Origin of the sequence: Blautia sp. OM06-15AC (genome assembly GCF_003481425.1) — a bacterium.
Taxonomy (GTDB): Bacteria; Bacillota; Clostridia; order Lachnospirales; family Lachnospiraceae; genus Fusicatenibacter; species Fusicatenibacter saccharivorans.
This window is the reverse complement of sequence record NZ_QULD01000006.1, coordinates 90,294-105,824: the sequence shown is the minus strand read 5'-3', so window position 1 is coordinate 105,824 and position 15,531 is coordinate 90,294. Positions and strand designations below refer to the sequence as shown.

The window sequence follows — 15,531 nt, the reverse complement described above, 5'->3', positions numbered from 1 at the left end:
TTGCTACTGAATATAGATATAAAAGAGGAGGGCGTGAACATGCCAACAACAATAGAAGTAAATAAACAAAGCGTGGAGGCACTCCTGGGAAGCGGAAAATCAAAACCGTTTGTTATTCCTGAGTACCAGCGTCCTTACGCTTGGACAGATGAACAGGTAGAAACACTCTTTGAGGATTTGTGGGATTTTACTGCTACCAGTGGCGGTACAGAAAGAGAGAGTTCCTATTTCCTCGGAAGTGTGGTTTCTTACGAAAATGAAGATGGTGAGCAGGAAATAATCGATGGACAGCAGCGTATTACGTCTTTGTTTCTGCTGCTGCGTGCGATTTATACAAAGCTTATTGCTACACCCGCATCAGAGAGAACGGCAGAGGCCAATAACTTTATTGGAAAGATTGAGCCTACAATCTGGAGAACCAATAAACTGACCGGAACGGTAGATTTCAAAAATATTCTTTTGACTTCGTGTGTTGTGAATAACGAAGGAAATGAAATCCTGCGTTCAATCTTGGAAACCGGAAAAGCAGATGAGGATGCGAAAGATAACTATTCGAAGAACTATCGCCATTTTCAAGAATTGTTTGATAAGCATTCCACTGAGAATCCATTGATGGTATATCAGTTTATCTATGCGCTCCTGAACCAGGCTATTCTGCTGCCCATCACAGCAGATACCCAGGATACTGCGTTGACAATTTTCTCAACGTTGAATGATAGAGGTCTTCCTCTATCAGACGCAGATATTTTTAAGGCAAAGATTTACAACCAGCTTGAACCGGATGATAAGAAGGCATTTATCGATCGCTGGAAAGATTTAGATGAGCAGTCTACTGATGCGAATGAAAGCATCCAGCAGCTGTTCTACTACAATATGTTTTATTATCGCGCACTGGATAAGGATACGAAGACGACTACTCCTGGTGTCAGGAAGTATTATGCGGCTAATAAGTTTGAACGCTTATATAAGCCGGAATTGCTAGACACTCTCTTTGTTATCCTGAATCTGTGGAAGGTTGTAAACAAAGGAGAGGAACTTGAAGATGAAGCCTGGTCCAAGAATATTAAAATCAGGCAGACATTGGATATTCTGACTTCATATCCGAACGAGTACTGGAAATACCCGGTTGTTATTTACTATGTTTGCTACAGGAACGAAGAAAATTTTGAAACACGATTTGCTCGGTTCTTGAATAAGCTGCTCATGGAGCTGATGACAAAGTACTTGATGATACCGACAATTAATGCTGTAAAGCCGGATATCCTGAAGCTGAATTCTGCAATTGTGACATCGGATATACCTACGTTTGAGTTTAAGAGTGTCGATTTGACACAGCTGGAGCCGTATATCCAAAATCCGAATCGTAATGCAGTGCGTATGCTTCTGAAGACGCTTGCGTATGAACATCAGGATGATCTGCTTCCGGCTAAGTGGGAGATAGAGCATATCTTTCCGCAGAAGTGGCAGACGAATTATTTTCCGGATGAGCCAGACGCAACCATCAAAGAGAAAATTGAGCATATAGGCAACAAGCTCCCATTTGAAAAGAAGCTGAACATTGTCGCTGGTAATGGATATTTTGGCAAGAAGAAAAAAGAGTACACAGCTTCCAAAATTGTAATTACTAAGGCAATGGGAACTTCTGATGTAATGGATTGGAATCTGGAATCCATCACGAAACGTGATATTCGCGTATCTGATGAGGTTGTCAAAATCATGAACAGATGGAATAACGAATATTTAAACATTTCGATCAGCGAGGGTAAGATGGGGGAACCTTCTGAGGAAGAATTAGCTCAAATCGAGAAATTTAAAAAGAATGGTTGGATCTAGTGATATGAAGAAGGGAGGCATTCTATTTGGCAAAGAAAAAAGATGAGATAACCATCCGCTCAAGCGCAGCGGAGTACCTGACCTATGTTGCCTCTGTTGGTGATCAGCAGGACAGCGTAGAGATGCGCTATGAGGATGAGAATATATGGCTGACACAGAAGATGATGGCCACCTTGTACGATGTGGATGTTCGTACAATTAATGAGCATATCAAGAAGATTTATTCTGATTCAGAGCTTGAAGAAGATTCAACTGTCCGGAATTTCCGGATAGTTCAAACTGAAGGTTCGCGCCAGGTCACACGCGATACCAAACACTATAACCTTCAAATGATCATTGCCGTAGGCTTCAAGGTCAATTCCGAGCGTGCCGTACAGTTTCGTAAATGGGTAAACCAGATCGCCAAGGACTACACCATCAAAGGCTGGGTGATGGATGATGAACGGCTGAAACGAGGAACGTATCTGACAGAGAAGTATTTCGACGAGCAGTTAGAGCGTATCCGTGAGATTCGTGCCAGCGAAAGAAAGTTCTATCAGAAGATCACTGACCTGTATGCGACAGCCATTGACTATGACAAAAATTCTGCAACGACGAGAAGATTCTATGCGACCGTTCAGAATAAAATGCATTACGCAGTTCATGGACATACAGCAGCTGAGCTGATCGTAGAAAGAGCCGATCATACAAAGGAGCATATGGGCTTAACCACCTGGGCGGATGCTCCTGACGGAAAGATTAAGAAAAGCGATGTCACGGTTGCTAAAAATTATCTGAGTCAGGATGAAATGAAGCAGCTGAATCGTATGGTGACGGCATACCTGGATTTTGCGGAAAACATGACATTACGACATATTCCGTTTACGATGCAGGACTGGGAAAAGAGGCTCAACAGCTTCATCGAAATGTTTGATTATGGTATTCTACAGGATGCAGGCAAGGTGTCTGCGGAAATTGCAAAGCTTCATGCTGAGACAGAATTTGAAAAATACCGCGTGATCCAGGACAGATTATTCATGTCCGACTTTGATAGGTATATGCTGGAGTTGGAAGAAAGCGAAAAGAAATAGGGACAATATTTCAGGTCGAGACGGTGAAATCCGGCAACTCAACCTTGTCGAGTGTATGGGCTCATCTGAGATAATCACCGGCATGTTATGAGGATATAAGTCGACCTTCACTGTCTCAACTGTCGAGACAGTGGCAGGGAGCAGCAGTGTAGACTTGCCTTGCATTATATAGGTAGGAAGGACCTTATGCTGACTTGTTCCCATAGACTTCAATGGTTAAGACCGTGATATGAATGTCAAATTTGCCACAGATTGCATCGGTTTGAAGTCATGAATGCGCGGTTTCAGAAGGTGTGGACATGTTTCCGTTTTGACAGGATATGTTTCCGCGAACGGGCACAATACCTGACATCAATCAGAAGGTATCGTACCATGTGTAGACAATCTGTTTACTAACGCAAAAGAAGGCTTAATACAACAGAAGAAAACAATTTCGTGAAACAGACGAAGAGGCTTGTCTGAAAAAAGAAGGAATGAAAAAACAGGAGAGGAAAAAAGAAACATGGCAGTAAATAAAAATGGAATCGTAGTATTAGGAGCAGTTTTTGTGGATATCAAAGGTTTTCCAGAGGACATCTACGTCCCGGACGGCAGAAACGCCGGCCATGTCGAATACATCCACGGCGGTGTGAGCCGAAACGTGGTGGAGGATATCGCAAACCTGGAACTGCGCCCGACCTTCCTTGGAATCGCGGATAATACCGCACTCGGCGAGGATGTTGTGCGCAAACTGCAGCGCCACAAAGTCAATACCGAATACATGAAAGAAATCCCGAACGGTATGGGAACATGGCTTGCTGTCTTCGATCACAACGGTGACCTGGCGGGCTCCATTTCCCAGCGCCCGAACCTGATGCCGATTCTCGATATTCTGGAAGAAAACGGAGATGAAATTATCGAAAACTGCGATTCCATTGTGGCAGAGATCGATATGGACAAAGAGATCATCAAAAAGCTGGTACAGCTCTGTGAAAAATACGATAAAAAATTGTACGGCGTTGTCAGCAACATGAACATCGCAGTCAGCAGAAGAGATCTTCTGCAGAAATTTGACTGCCTGATCTGCAACCAGATCGAGGCAGGCGTTTTCTTCTCCGATGATTACAGCGAAAAAACACCGGCCGAGATGGAAAAGATTCTCGCCGAGCGTCTGAAAGCGGCAAATGTTCCGGCCATGGTCGTAACAATGGGCGGCGACGGAGCGGTTTATGCGGAAGTAGACGGAGAGAGCGGCTTCTGCCCGGCGCAGAAAGTACAGGTAAAAGATACAACAGGAGCCGGTGATGCGTTCTGCGCAGGTGTTTCCGCCGGTCTGACCTATGGAAAAACGATTGGCAAGGCAGTTGAAATCGGTACGCGTCTTGCTGCATCCGTCATCACATCGTCGGAAAATGTCTGCCCGCGCTTCCGCCCGGAAGAGTTCGGCATCGAGGCATAGAAGGGGGCAGAAATGAAGTTACTGTACGGAACCGGCAACCCGGCAAAACTCGACGCGATGCGTCACCGCCTTGCCGGTCTTGGGATTGAGCTGATCGGGCTGAAAGATCTTGGCGGTGTTAAGCAGCCAGAGATTATCGAGGATGGAAAAACGCCGCTGGAAAATGCCAGGAAAAAGGCGGAGGCGTATTTCAACGCGCTTCATATGCCGGTGTTCTCCTGTGATTCCGGTCTGTATTTTGACAACGTGGCAGAGGACGACCAGCCCGGCGTCCATGTGCGGACCGTGAACGGAAAGTATCTGTCCGATGAAGAAATGACCGCGCATTACGCCGCCCTTGCAGAAAAGTACGGCGGCCTGACGGGACGCTACAAAAACGCAGTTTCGCTGATTCTTGATGCGGACCACTGCTATGACGCGATGGACCCGTCAATGGAGAGCGCTCCTTTCCGCATGGTCAGCACACCCCATCCGATGAGCAAAAAAGGCTTTCCGCTCGACCGTCTGTCGATCGATCTGCGGACCGGAAAATATTATTACGATCTGAATGAGCAAGAAGCCGCGCTCGATCAGCTTGCCGTGGAAGACGGTTTTCTGCAGTTTTTTGAGCGGGCAATGGAGGAATACCATAAAATGGAACGATATGAACTTCGAACCATCCGCCAGGATGAAATGGAACAGGGCGTTGCCATTGAGCTGGCGTGCTTTCCGCCGAATGAGGCGTGCTCCGAAAAGAGCATGCGCGAGCGGGTGCAGTACGCGCCGGAGCTGTTTCTGGCGGCAGTAGACAAAGAAACCGGAAAAATCGCCGGAACGCTGAACGGACTTGCAACAAACGAGACAAAATTCCGTGATGCCTTTTTCGATGAAATCAGTCTGTACGACCCGACGGGAGAAAACGTCATGCTGTTGGGACTCAGTGTCCTGCCGGAATACCGCGGCCAGGGAATCGCCCGCGCGCTGATGGAAGAGTACAGCCGCCGGGAACAGAAAAACGGAAGAAAACAGCTCATTCTGACCTGCCTGCAGGATAAGGTGGAGATGTACAAAAAGATGAATTTCCGCGACGAGGGAATCTCCGCATCCACCTGGGGCGGCGAGGAATGGCATGATATGACGAGAAAATTAAACGATTAAGAAAATTTGCAGAGAAAATCTCTTGTGTTAAAGTTTGCTGTAAGCGTTATAATAAAGAAAATCAAGCAAAACAGGAGGAACAACCATGAGCAGAGTAAATTTTGGAGCAAAACCAAACATGTATCCACTTCCGGTTCTGATTATTGCAACATATGACAAAGATGGCAACCCGGATGCCATGAATGCTGCATGGGGTGTAGTCACAGATTTCAATGAGATCTCCATCAGCATGGGCGACCACAAGACAACAGACAACCTTGCCGCAACCGGTGCCTTCACCGTCAGCATGGCAACCGAGGATACTGTTGTTGGCTGCGATTACGTCGGCATCGAGTCCGGCAGAAAAGTTCCGGATAAATTTGCACGCGCCGGTTTCCATGCAACGAAGAGCGAATTCGTCAACGCGCCGCTGATCGACGAGCTTCCGATGGCACTGGAGTGCAAAGTGAAAAGCTTTGACAACGGCATTCTGGTCGGCGAGATCGTGAACGTCTGCGCAGACGAGAGCGTTCTGACCGACGGAAAGATCGACCCGAAAAAACTGAAACCAATCGCCTTCGACCCGGTCAACAACACCTATCTCGCCATGGGCGACAAAGTCGGCGACGCATTCGGTTCCGGAAAAGCCCTGAAATAAACACAGATGATGACATGACAGCGAATATGTAAAAATTTTATATATTCCCCTTGACAAACCGCCTCCATAGTCTTATGATATGTATAAATTATATATATAAATATTTTACATATCAGAAACTAACGGAGGTGGTTTTTTATGTATTTTCCGGTATCAGCACTGCTGATCGAATTTATGATCCTGTCGATTGTGAATCGGGAAGATTCTTATGGATATGAAATCAGCCAGACGATCAAACTGGTTGCAGACATCAAAGAGTCGACACTGTACCCGATCCTGAAAAAACTGGAAAAGGCGGGCTACGTGACGACGTATTCCGCAGAGTACCAGGGCAGAAAACGGAAGTATTATTCGATCACAGAAGCAGGAAAAACACAGATGGCGTACCTGCAGGGCGAATGGAAGTCCTATCGTGACACCATTGACAACATCATCGAGTGGAGGAAAAAAGAATGACGAGTGGGGAATATCTGAAACAATTGGAAAAGTATCTGAGGAAGCTTCCGCAGAGCGACTATGAAGATGCGATGGAATACTTCACCGAGTATTTTGCAGATGCCGGTCCGGAAAATGAGCAGGCCGTGATCAAAGAACTCGGAACACCGAAACAGGCAGCCGCCGAGCTGATGCGGAATCTTCTGGACAAAAAAGTAGATGAACGCGAGGCAATGGAAAAGGAAGAAAAACGGAAAGAGAAGAAAAAAACGACAGGCGCCAACATCGTCTGGATCGCGATTCTCGCCCTGTTTGCAGCCCCGATCGGAGCCCCGATTCTGATCAGCATTCTCATCGTTCTGCTCTGCGCGGCCCTCTGTGCGGCACTGCTTGATATGAGCGTCTTTCTGATTGCAGTTGTCGGCGTGGCCGCCGGAATTAAGATGCTGCTGCGCGGCATTCTGGCAGTCTCGGTTTCCTTCGGCGGATTCTGCTTTATTACCGGAATGGGCGTTTTCATGCTGGGAATCAGTATTCTGTGCGCGGTGTTCAGCGTATACTTTGCAAAATGGATGGGACGGCTGTTCGTGTGGTGTACACGTAAGGTAACGAAAAAAGGAGGAAGCAGATCATGAAAAAATGGACAAAAACAGCATTACTGACAGGATGTGCCTGCTGTATTGCCGGTGCAGTGCTGATGTTCAGCGGATGGGCAAGCGGCGGAAAAGCATACGCGGAAACGTATGATCTGAATGCGATGAGCGGTTCTGCGAAGAAGGAAGACGGCATTTCCACACAGGAAAAGATAAAACTTGATGATTTTGATGAACTGCAGGCAGACCTTACGATCGGCGACCTGAACATCCTTCCGTCCGGTGACGATTCCTGTTATCTCGCCTGGCGGATTCCGTCGAAAAAAGGAGAGACTGCAGTGGAATATCGCGTGCGGGACGGTGTTCTGAGCATCGAAGAGACAAGCGCAGTGTCCGATACGATTTACATTAATATTGACTTTACGGAAGAAATCTTAAGTGGCGGTAAACAGTCGGAAACAGGAGTGATTCTGTATGTACCGGAAAAGAAGGTACTGAAAAAAATAGAGGTAACGATGGGATTCGGTGATGTGCAGATGAATGGCATCCAGGCGGAAAGCGGAAGACTGCAAAATGCGGATGGAGATATCACACTTTTCGGATGTGACATGCAGAATATCAAATGCAAAGCAGATTACGGTGATGTGGAACTGAAGAGCGGAACGTGGGAGAATGGGTCGATCACGCTGGAGGATGGCGATGCGAAAATCCAAAATACGAAGCTTTCCGGAGACGTGTCGGTGGAAAACTCCTACGGCGATATTGAACTTGAACTGGGTAAAAAAGATCTGGAACGGCTGGAAATTACGGCAAAGACAGATTTTGGGGAGATCGATGTACCGGATACCATGGAGAATCTGATGCAGAAAGAGGAGGACGAGCAGAGCTTTTCTTATGTACCGGATCAGCCAGCGGGCAGAATCACACTGATGACAAAGGATGGTGATATCTCGTTGGAAAACGATTAAGCGTTTCTGAATGTTCAGGGACATATGAAATTCCAGAAAAATCGCAAAGCATGCCCGCATGAATGAGCGTTTTTGGAAAATAAGACAAAAGTGACAAAAACACAGGAGGCTGTTTGGATGGTTTCACCAGAAAAAGGGAAATGATCCAAACAGTCGCTTGTTTTTTGTACTTAAATTTTCAGCTTTTAACTTGATTTGTAGATTGCGGTGCTTTAAAATAAAAGTAATCAAGCATTGTGGAACGGGCTCCACAGACCGGCAGCGGGGGAAAAGCCGGAACGAGTCAGAGAAAACAGCCCAGTGTTAGAATAGGAGTTAGGAGAAACTATGGCAAGTATTAGAGATGTCGCGATCAAAGCGGGAGTGGGAATCGGAACGGTATCCCGTGCACTCAATGGGAGCGGGTATATTTCCGATGAAACAAAACAGAAGATTATGCAGGCGGTGGAGGAGCTGAACTACAAACCGAACGAACTCGCCCAGAACCTGTTCCACAACAAGTCCGGTTTTATCGGAATTGTTGTTACGAATCTTTCACACCCATTCATGGCATCTCTGGTCAAGCATGTCGAGAACAATCTGTACACAAATGGCTACAAGTGCATGCTCTGCGAGGTTGGGGACAACCCGAACCGCATCGAGGAATTTGTGGAAATGTTGCAGCGAAATGTCATGGACGGCATTATCTGCTGTGCGGATATTCCGTCTTCTGTCAGTCTGGCGGAAATTCACCGTCCGATTGTCATGATTGACCGCTACGTCACAGAGGGGATTCCGTGTATACATTCCGACCATAAGCGCGGCGGTGAGCTTGCGGCACAGGCACTTTTGAGCGCCGGATGTAAGAACGTGATCTATTTTACATCGAATGCAACAGAGCGCGGTTACTCGATGGACCGTTACCGACGGTTTGCAGAAGTCTGCAAACAGCATAAATGTAAAGTTACAGCGATTGATGCCGGAAGCAAGATTCTGAATTTTCAGAGCAGCCCGACGATCTGGAAAAAATACATCAGCCATTTTGATGGAATTGATGGACTCTTTACAGCCGATGTCACAGCGGCAGCGTGCATGAAGATGCTGCAGAAAAAAGGGATTAAGATTCCGAAAAAACTGAAGGTGGTTGGCTACGACGGCCTGGATTTTACCCGCTTTTTGACACCGGAGCTGACGACGGTCTGTCAGAATGTGCCGGAAATCGCAAAGCGGAGCGTGGACACAATCATCCGCATGATTGACGGAAAGAAGATTGAGGAGATGGAGCAGATTGTGGATGTGACCTTCCGAAAAGGAGAAAGTACCTGAAGATAACAAAACAGGGAATTACCGAATTTTGCATCATTTTCCGGGATTGCGATAGAACAGAAGAAGAACAGATATCAGAGACACTCGATCTGAAAAGAAAGGGTGTCTCTTTTTCATGTATAAAATAAAAATGAAATAAAACCAACTTATATACGGCAAAAGGGCAGAAAGACTGAGCAAAAGGATATGAAATCGCTGCTGAAACAGTTGCAATTGTCGAAAAAATAGTGAAAAACGGAAAAGTGGAACATATGGAACAGGAAAAGCATGGAACAGCGGAACATGTGGAACAGGAGAATGGGAGAAGAAAGAAGATAAGTGTGAATTTTATGAAAAACAGGATGCATATTGCACAAAAACACAAAATAAAAATTGTGAAAATATTGAAAATGACGAAAAAATATTGATGATTTGTTGACATTGGGCGAACTGCGTACTATGATACAGGTATGGAACAGGTTCCACAAGGCAAAGTGCCAAAACGGAAACGATGCAAATGTGGAACGAAAAGCGGTTGGTAAAGCTTTTAGAGAAATAAGGAGGGAACTATGAAGAAAAAAACGTCATCGCCGAAAACGGCAGAAAGTGGAAAATTGAAAAAAGCGCTCTCGTGCTGGCAGCTGTACATCCTGCTGATTCCTGCACTGATCTGGCTGATCGTTTTTGCTTACTATCCAATGTACGGCCTGATCATCGCCTTTAAAGATTTTAAAGGCCGCATGGGAATCATGGGAAGTCCGTGGGCAGATCCGATCTTCAAGTATTTCAAGATGTTCTTCAGTACCAGTATTGCCATGACGGCAATCAAGAACACGATCGTCATCAGTCTGGAGAGCCTGATCATCGGATTCCCGATTCCGGTTATCTTCGCACTCTTACTGAACCAGGTACAGAGAAGCGGACCGAGACGAATCATCCAGACCATCTCCTACGCACCGTACTTTATGTCAAACGTAGTTGTAGTCAGCCTGATTTCCGTACTGTTTTCCGCAAACGGTCTTGTAAACCACGCAGTTATGGGAGCCGGCGGAAAAGCAATCATGTTCACCAGCCTTCCGGAGTACTTCCGCAAACTCTTCATCGGAAGTAACATCTGGCAGACGATGGGATTCAACGCCATCATCTTCATCGCAGCACTGACCGCAATCAGCCCGGAATATTACGAAGCAGCAACGATGGATGGTGCTTCCAGATTTCAGAAGATCCTTTACATTGATTTACCTCTGATTATGCCGACCATCATCCTGATGCTGATCCTTCAGGTAGGTAACATTATGAACGTGGGATATGAGAAAGCTTATCTGATGCAGAACGGTACCAACACAACCGTCAGTGAGATCATTTCGACATACGTATACAAAGTAGGTCTCCAGACCGCACAGTACAGTTTTGCGACAGCCGTTGGCTTATTTAACTCCGTTGTAAACTTCATTATTCTGGTTATCACAAACGCAGTTGCAAAGAAGACCAGCGATATCAGTATTTTCTAAGAGTCAGGGGGCTTGAAAAATGGCAAATAATAACACTGTGAAAAAGAAAAAAGTAAAAATGAGTACGGGAGACAAGGTCTTTACCGTGATCAATACCGTCATCATGATCCTTGTCTGTATTGCAATTGTATATCCTCTGTATTACGTGCTTCTGGCATCTGTTACAGACCCGGTTGTTGTAAGCTCCGGTAAAATTCTTCTCTATCCGGAAGCGTGGTACACCAACGGATATGAAACCACACTGAAATACCAGCCGCTCTGGACCGGCTATGCAAACACCATCAAATATACCGTATTAGGAACGCTGATTTCCCTGGTCTGCACCATTCCGGCCGGCTATGCACTTTCCAGATACGATATGGTAGGAAGAAAACCGATTATGTTCCTGTTCACCTTCACGATGTTCTTCAGCGGCGGTATGATTCCGATGTACTTAACCGTACAGCAGCTGCACATCTACAACACAACATGGGCTATGGTCCTTCCGGTAGCAGTGTCCGCTTACAACCTGATCGTATGCCGCTCCTTCTTTGAAAGTGGTATTCCGGTCGAGCTTCTCGAAGCAGCAAAAATCGACGGCTGCAGCGATTTTGGATTCTTCTTCAAAATTGCAATTCCGCTGTCGAAAACGATCATCGCAGTTATGTGTCTGTTCTATGCAACCGCAATGTGGAACCAGTTCTTCAACGCACTGATGTTCCTGCAGGATGACAGCAAGATGCCTCTTCAGGTCGTTCTTCGAAACTTGGTACTGATGAACCAGTCCAACCAGATGGGAAGTAGTGCTTCTGAGATGGTAACAAAACAGAAACTGGCTGAGCAGTTAAAATACTGTGTCGTAGTTGTTTCCGCATTCCCGCTTCTGTGCGTATATCCTTTCCTGCAGAAATACTTCGCAAAAGGTGTTACGATCGGTGCAGTCAAGGGCTGATGCAGAACAGAAAATTTATTGTTGCAGAATTCATGGATATAGCAGACATGGTTTATGTGTAGGAATACAAAAATACTAACGTATTTCACTGCCGGAAAAGGCAGCAAAATAAAGGAGGAACAATATGAAGAAAAAAATCGTATCCGTATTACTGGCAAGCCTTATGGTAACCAGCATGCTCGCAGGCTGTGGAAACAGCTCCGGCAGCTCAAGCAGCTCCGGTGCAGGAAGCACAGGAGGAGACACCACCTCTGCATCCGGTACAGAAGCAGGTGACACAGGTCTCACAGCAGAAGAGCAGGAAGCAGTAGATGAGGGAATCATCCAGCTCGACGGTACCCTTCCGATCATCAAAGATCCGGCAAAATTCGAAGAGAAATACGGAAAAATTTCCGCTCTGATCGTAAACTCTGCAGACAGAACTGTAGAAGTAGGCGACCTGGCTATGTGCCAGAAATGGTTCGAGGACACAGGAGTAGAGTTTGACTGGCAGCCGATCCCGCAGGAGAGCGCAACAGAGAAAATCAATCTGATGCTTTCTTCCGGACAGGATCTTCCGGATGTATTCTGGAACTTCGGCGATGGTAAATCCGGAAACACCGTAGTTCAGTACGCAGACCAGGATGTATTCCTTCCGACCGAAGGCCTGATCGAAGAGTATATGCCGAACCTGAAAGCATTCCTCGATGACAATGAGCAGTATCAGCTTGAGATCACCGCTCCGAACGGCCATAAATATGGATTCCCGTACGTAGAGGAAATGAAAGGTCTTGTATTAACACCTGGACCATTCGTGATCAACAAAACATGGCTGGATAAAGTAGGCAAAGAAGTGCCGACAACCGTAGACGAGTGGGTAGACTGCCTGAAAGCAATCCGCGACGGCGGCGATCTGAACGGAAACGGCGAAGACGATGAAATCCCGATGGCAACCTGGTTCGGCGCAACCGATACCTTTGGTTCCTACAACCTGTTCTATCGTTTCACAGGTGCATTCGGATGCGCTGACTCCTACTGCGGAGGAAACTCCTATGCGGATCACTTAAGAATGGTTGACGGAAAAGTTACGTTCACTGCAACAGACGAAGCATTCAAGAAAACAGCAGAATTTTTCAACATGCTGTATGAAGAAGGACTGATCTGGAACGGTTCCTTCGAGGCAGATGAAAGTATGTCATTCAAATCTTCTCTGATCAAAGAGAATGTTGCAAAGATCGGTTCCTTCGGTGTTTGGGGCGATCAGGAAATTACAAACCAGGAAGTACATGATCAGTACGTAGCAGTTCCGAGACTGCAGGGCGAAGACGGTATGACCGGTTTCGAGTGCAACTACTCTGAGCTGCAGGATTCTTCCGATACAGCAATCACAACGACCTGCAAATTCCCGCACGTTGTTGCAAGATTTGTAGATTACATGGTAGGCGATCCGGAAATCTCTGTTACATCTAACTGGGGCGCAATCGGATACAACTATGAGAAAGACGAAGACGGCGTTCTTCGTACACCGCTCGATGAAAACGGAAACTACAAACCTCTGAATCCGGAATATAAGAACTTTGGTGAGGCTCGTGTAAACTCCACAACCTGCCGTGGTTCTATGATCGTTCAGAACGAGTACTATGACACCGTTTGCGGCTACACCTTCGATGCTGTAAAACTTCTCGAGATGCAGAAAGAAAACGGTAAAGATGACATCATGGAAGAGTATGACACCATTCCGCGTGTTCTGATGACCCAGGAAGAGATTCAGCGTCTGGCACAGATTCAGCCGACCGTCTCCGATATCGTTGACCGTTACATCACTACATGGGTAACCGGCGGCGTTGATGATGCAAGCTGGGAGTCCTATAAGACAGAGCTTGAGGGCGCTGGTTTGAGCGAACTGGTTGAGATTTACCAGGGCGCAGTAGATCGAGCAGCTTCTGCAGCAAACTAAAAATCGGGCGAAAAGCGATTACGAAAAAACAGTAACGTAAACGATTTGCAATTAATGTTCTATAACTAAAGAAATTCCAAATGTGGCCATGTTGTATCCCATATAACATGGCCATATTTAAAAAGAAGATTATTTCGTTCTTATTTCTTTTTTGTTGAAGTTCCAAATGGAAAAAGATAAAATAGGAAAAGAGAGAACAGGAAAAGAGGGATCCTATGAGTAAACAGGGAAAAAGAGATTTTAGACCGAACATTCATTTTACACCGGAGAAAAACTGGAACAACGATCCGAACGGACTGATTTATATCGATGGTATCTGGCATCTGTATTATCAGCATAACCCAAATGACGTTGTATGGGGACCGATGCACTGGGGTCATGCAGTATCGAAAGACCTGATTCACTGGGAGCATCTGCCGGTCGCCCTGTACCCGGATGAGATCGGAACGATGTACTCCGGAAGTATGGCATACGATGAAAATAACACCAGCGGATTTGCGAAATACGGTGAGAAACCGATGGTGGCTGTCTACACGGCGCACAATATGGAAACGGGCCTGGAGCAGCAGTGTATTGCATACAGCCTGGATCAGGGAAAGCATTTTGAAAAATATTATGGCAACCCGGTGATCGAAAACCCGGGCACACCGGATTTCCGTGATCCACGCGTCTTCTGGAATGACAAAAAGGACTGCTGGAGCCTTGTTCTGGCATCCGGCGACCACGCAGAGTTTTACGCATCCCAGGATTTGAAAAACTGGAAGAAAACAGGCGAGTTCGGTGTCGGTGTCAATAAAGTGCCGACTGTATGGGAATGCACCGATCTGATCCGTGCTAAAACAGGAAATGAATTTGACGGATTCAAATGGATTCTGATAGTCAGCATGATACATCCGGGAACCGAAGGCCGTGCCAATATACAGTATTTCGTCGGTGATTTTGACGGAGATACCTTCCAGTGCACCGAGATCACAGACGAGCCGCTGTGGATTGATTTCGGATTCGACAATTATGCCGGTGTAACGTATGGAAACTACGACCGTCCGGTTTACCTTGGATGGGGCGTTAATCCGCTCTACGCGAACTTTGTTCCGACCGGTGAGTATTCCGGTCTGATGACACTGCCAAGAGAACTTTCACTTTGTGAGACCGAGGAGGGCTACCGCCTGAAAACAAAACCGTTCGGGATCGATGAGTACCGTGCGGGTGCCTTCCCGATCGGAAATCAGAAGCCGCTGCTGACCGAGAGCTTTGGACTTCTCGTGCAGGGCAATTTCGGAAGAATTGCGCTGAAAAACAGCAGAGGTGAGGAAGTAGTCATCGAGGTAACGGTGGACAGCATCACGGTGGACCGCTCTAAGAGCGGCGACCTTAGTTACTTTGATGATGTAGATCCGAAGCTCTTCAAAAAAGAGGATCTGCTGGTATCTACAACAAAACGTTACATGCGCGGAAATGTCAACATGGAGATTATTTTTGACGTTTCCTATCTGGAGATTTATGCAGATGGTGGTCTGGAGACCGCTTCCGTATGCGTTTACCCGGATGCTCCGTATCAGGTGGTTTCCACAGACGGAGATCTGGAAGTGAAAATGTACACTATTAAAAAATAGGGGATGGAACATTTATAAACGGTAACGATGCAGCATGGCAGAATCGAGATGGGACTCTGAAGCGTTACTATAAATAAAAACGACGGATGTCTGCAAAGCCGATGGAAGTGGTTTTGCAGACCGTTGTTTATCTTGGGAGGTTTTA

Annotated in this window: 14 protein-coding genes; all 14 read left to right on the top strand. The window is 46.3% G+C overall.

Annotation, left to right across the window (positions count from 1 at the left end):
* Positions 1-39: 39 nt before the first annotated feature.
* The 14 genes from DXB83_RS09610 (at position 40) to DXB83_RS09550 (ending at position 15,386) form a co-directional block, all read left to right on the top strand.
* Complete coding sequence (locus DXB83_RS09610) at positions 40-1,833, top strand: DUF262 domain-containing protein (protein WP_118697515.1); 1,794 nt, start codon at positions 40-42, stop codon at positions 1,831-1,833.
* A 26-nt stretch (positions 1,834-1,859) separates the two neighbouring features.
* Positions 1,860-2,903 carry a virulence RhuM family protein gene (locus DXB83_RS09605; RefSeq protein WP_118697514.1) on the top strand — a complete coding sequence of 348 codons (1,044 nt, stop codon included), beginning with the start codon at positions 1,860-1,862 and terminating at the stop codon, positions 2,901-2,903.
* A 502-nt stretch (positions 2,904-3,405) separates the two neighbouring features.
* On the top strand, positions 3,406-4,341 hold the full coding sequence (locus tag DXB83_RS09600; protein ID WP_118697537.1) for a carbohydrate kinase family protein: 936 nt from the start codon (positions 3,406-3,408) through the stop codon (positions 4,339-4,341).
* 12 nt (positions 4,342-4,353) lie between these two features.
* The gene (locus DXB83_RS17190) at positions 4,354-5,478 is read left to right on the top strand and encodes a non-canonical purine NTP pyrophosphatase (RefSeq protein ID WP_118697513.1); all 1,125 of its coding nucleotides are present in this window, start codon (positions 4,354-4,356) and stop codon (positions 5,476-5,478) included.
* Between the two features lie 85 nt (positions 5,479-5,563).
* Positions 5,564-6,115, top strand: coding sequence for a flavin reductase family protein (locus tag DXB83_RS09590; protein WP_055219194.1), 552 nt, complete (start codon positions 5,564-5,566; stop codon positions 6,113-6,115).
* A gap of 138 nt (positions 6,116-6,253) precedes the next feature.
* Positions 6,254-6,571: a PadR family transcriptional regulator gene (locus DXB83_RS09585; RefSeq protein ID WP_022461550.1), complete on the top strand. Its 318-nt coding sequence runs from the start codon at positions 6,254-6,256 to the stop codon at positions 6,569-6,571.
* Entirely contained in the window at positions 6,568-7,185 is a 618-nt protein-coding gene (locus DXB83_RS09580) for a DUF1700 domain-containing protein (RefSeq protein WP_118697512.1), read from the top strand. The genes DXB83_RS09585 and DXB83_RS09580 overlap by 4 nt, the downstream gene beginning before the upstream one ends.
* Complete coding sequence (locus tag DXB83_RS09575; RefSeq protein ID WP_022461552.1) at positions 7,182-8,111, top strand: DUF4097 family beta strand repeat-containing protein; 930 nt, start codon at positions 7,182-7,184, stop codon at positions 8,109-8,111. The genes DXB83_RS09580 and DXB83_RS09575 overlap by 4 nt, the downstream gene beginning before the upstream one ends.
* A 327-nt stretch (positions 8,112-8,438) precedes the next feature.
* Positions 8,439-9,416, top strand: a complete 978-nt coding sequence (locus DXB83_RS09570; RefSeq protein ID WP_118697511.1) for a LacI family DNA-binding transcriptional regulator — start codon at positions 8,439-8,441, stop codon at positions 9,414-9,416.
* A gap of 251 nt (positions 9,417-9,667) precedes the next feature.
* The gene (locus DXB83_RS16450) at positions 9,668-9,823 is read left to right on the top strand and encodes a hypothetical protein (RefSeq protein WP_158565053.1); all 156 of its coding nucleotides are present in this window, start codon (positions 9,668-9,670) and stop codon (positions 9,821-9,823) included.
* Positions 9,824-9,964: 141 nt separating this feature from the next.
* Entirely contained in the window at positions 9,965-10,906 is a 942-nt protein-coding gene (locus DXB83_RS09565) for an ABC transporter permease (RefSeq protein ID WP_022461554.1), read from the top strand.
* Between the two features lie 19 nt (positions 10,907-10,925).
* Entirely contained in the window at positions 10,926-11,837 is a 912-nt protein-coding gene (locus DXB83_RS09560; RefSeq protein ID WP_082426161.1) for a carbohydrate ABC transporter permease, read from the top strand.
* A 124-nt stretch (positions 11,838-11,961) separates the two neighbouring features.
* Positions 11,962-13,773 (top strand): extracellular solute-binding protein, encoded by a 1,812-nt coding sequence (locus DXB83_RS09555; protein WP_022461556.1) that lies wholly within the window; start codon positions 11,962-11,964, stop codon positions 13,771-13,773.
* Between the two features lie 215 nt (positions 13,774-13,988).
* Positions 13,989-15,386 (top strand): glycoside hydrolase family 32 protein, encoded by a 1,398-nt coding sequence (locus tag DXB83_RS09550; protein ID WP_022461557.1) that lies wholly within the window; start codon positions 13,989-13,991, stop codon positions 15,384-15,386.
* The last annotated feature ends 145 nt before the right edge of the window (positions 15,387-15,531 follow it).

What these genes read in the sequence shown, in the direction of transcription:
- DXB83_RS09600 (WP_118697537.1), top strand. Translation starts at nt 3,406, where the DNA reads ATGGCAGTAAATAAAAATGGAATCGTAGTATTAGGAGCAGTTTTTGTG.
- DXB83_RS09590 (WP_055219194.1), top strand. Translation starts at nt 5,564, where the DNA reads ATGAGCAGAGTAAATTTTGGAGCAAAACCAAACATGTATCCACTTCCG.
- DXB83_RS09565 (WP_022461554.1), top strand. Translation starts at nt 9,965, where the DNA reads ATGAAGAAAAAAACGTCATCGCCGAAAACGGCAGAAAGTGGAAAATTG.
- DXB83_RS09610 (WP_118697515.1), top strand. Translation starts at nt 40, where the DNA reads ATGCCAACAACAATAGAAGTAAATAAACAAAGCGTGGAGGCACTCCTG.
- DXB83_RS09575 (WP_022461552.1), top strand. Translation starts at nt 7,182, where the DNA reads ATGAAAAAATGGACAAAAACAGCATTACTGACAGGATGTGCCTGCTGT.
- DXB83_RS09585 (WP_022461550.1), top strand. Translation starts at nt 6,254, where the DNA reads ATGTATTTTCCGGTATCAGCACTGCTGATCGAATTTATGATCCTGTCG.
- DXB83_RS09555 (WP_022461556.1), top strand. Translation starts at nt 11,962, where the DNA reads ATGAAGAAAAAAATCGTATCCGTATTACTGGCAAGCCTTATGGTAACC.
- DXB83_RS09550 (WP_022461557.1), top strand. Translation starts at nt 13,989, where the DNA reads ATGAGTAAACAGGGAAAAAGAGATTTTAGACCGAACATTCATTTTACA.
- DXB83_RS09560 (WP_082426161.1), top strand. Translation starts at nt 10,926, where the DNA reads ATGGCAAATAATAACACTGTGAAAAAGAAAAAAGTAAAAATGAGTACG.
- DXB83_RS17190 (WP_118697513.1), top strand. Translation starts at nt 4,354, where the DNA reads ATGAAGTTACTGTACGGAACCGGCAACCCGGCAAAACTCGACGCGATG.
- DXB83_RS16450 (WP_158565053.1), top strand. Translation starts at nt 9,668, where the DNA reads ATGGAACAGGAAAAGCATGGAACAGCGGAACATGTGGAACAGGAGAAT.
- DXB83_RS09580 (WP_118697512.1), top strand. Translation starts at nt 6,568, where the DNA reads ATGACGAGTGGGGAATATCTGAAACAATTGGAAAAGTATCTGAGGAAG.
- DXB83_RS09570 (WP_118697511.1), top strand. Translation starts at nt 8,439, where the DNA reads ATGGCAAGTATTAGAGATGTCGCGATCAAAGCGGGAGTGGGAATCGGA.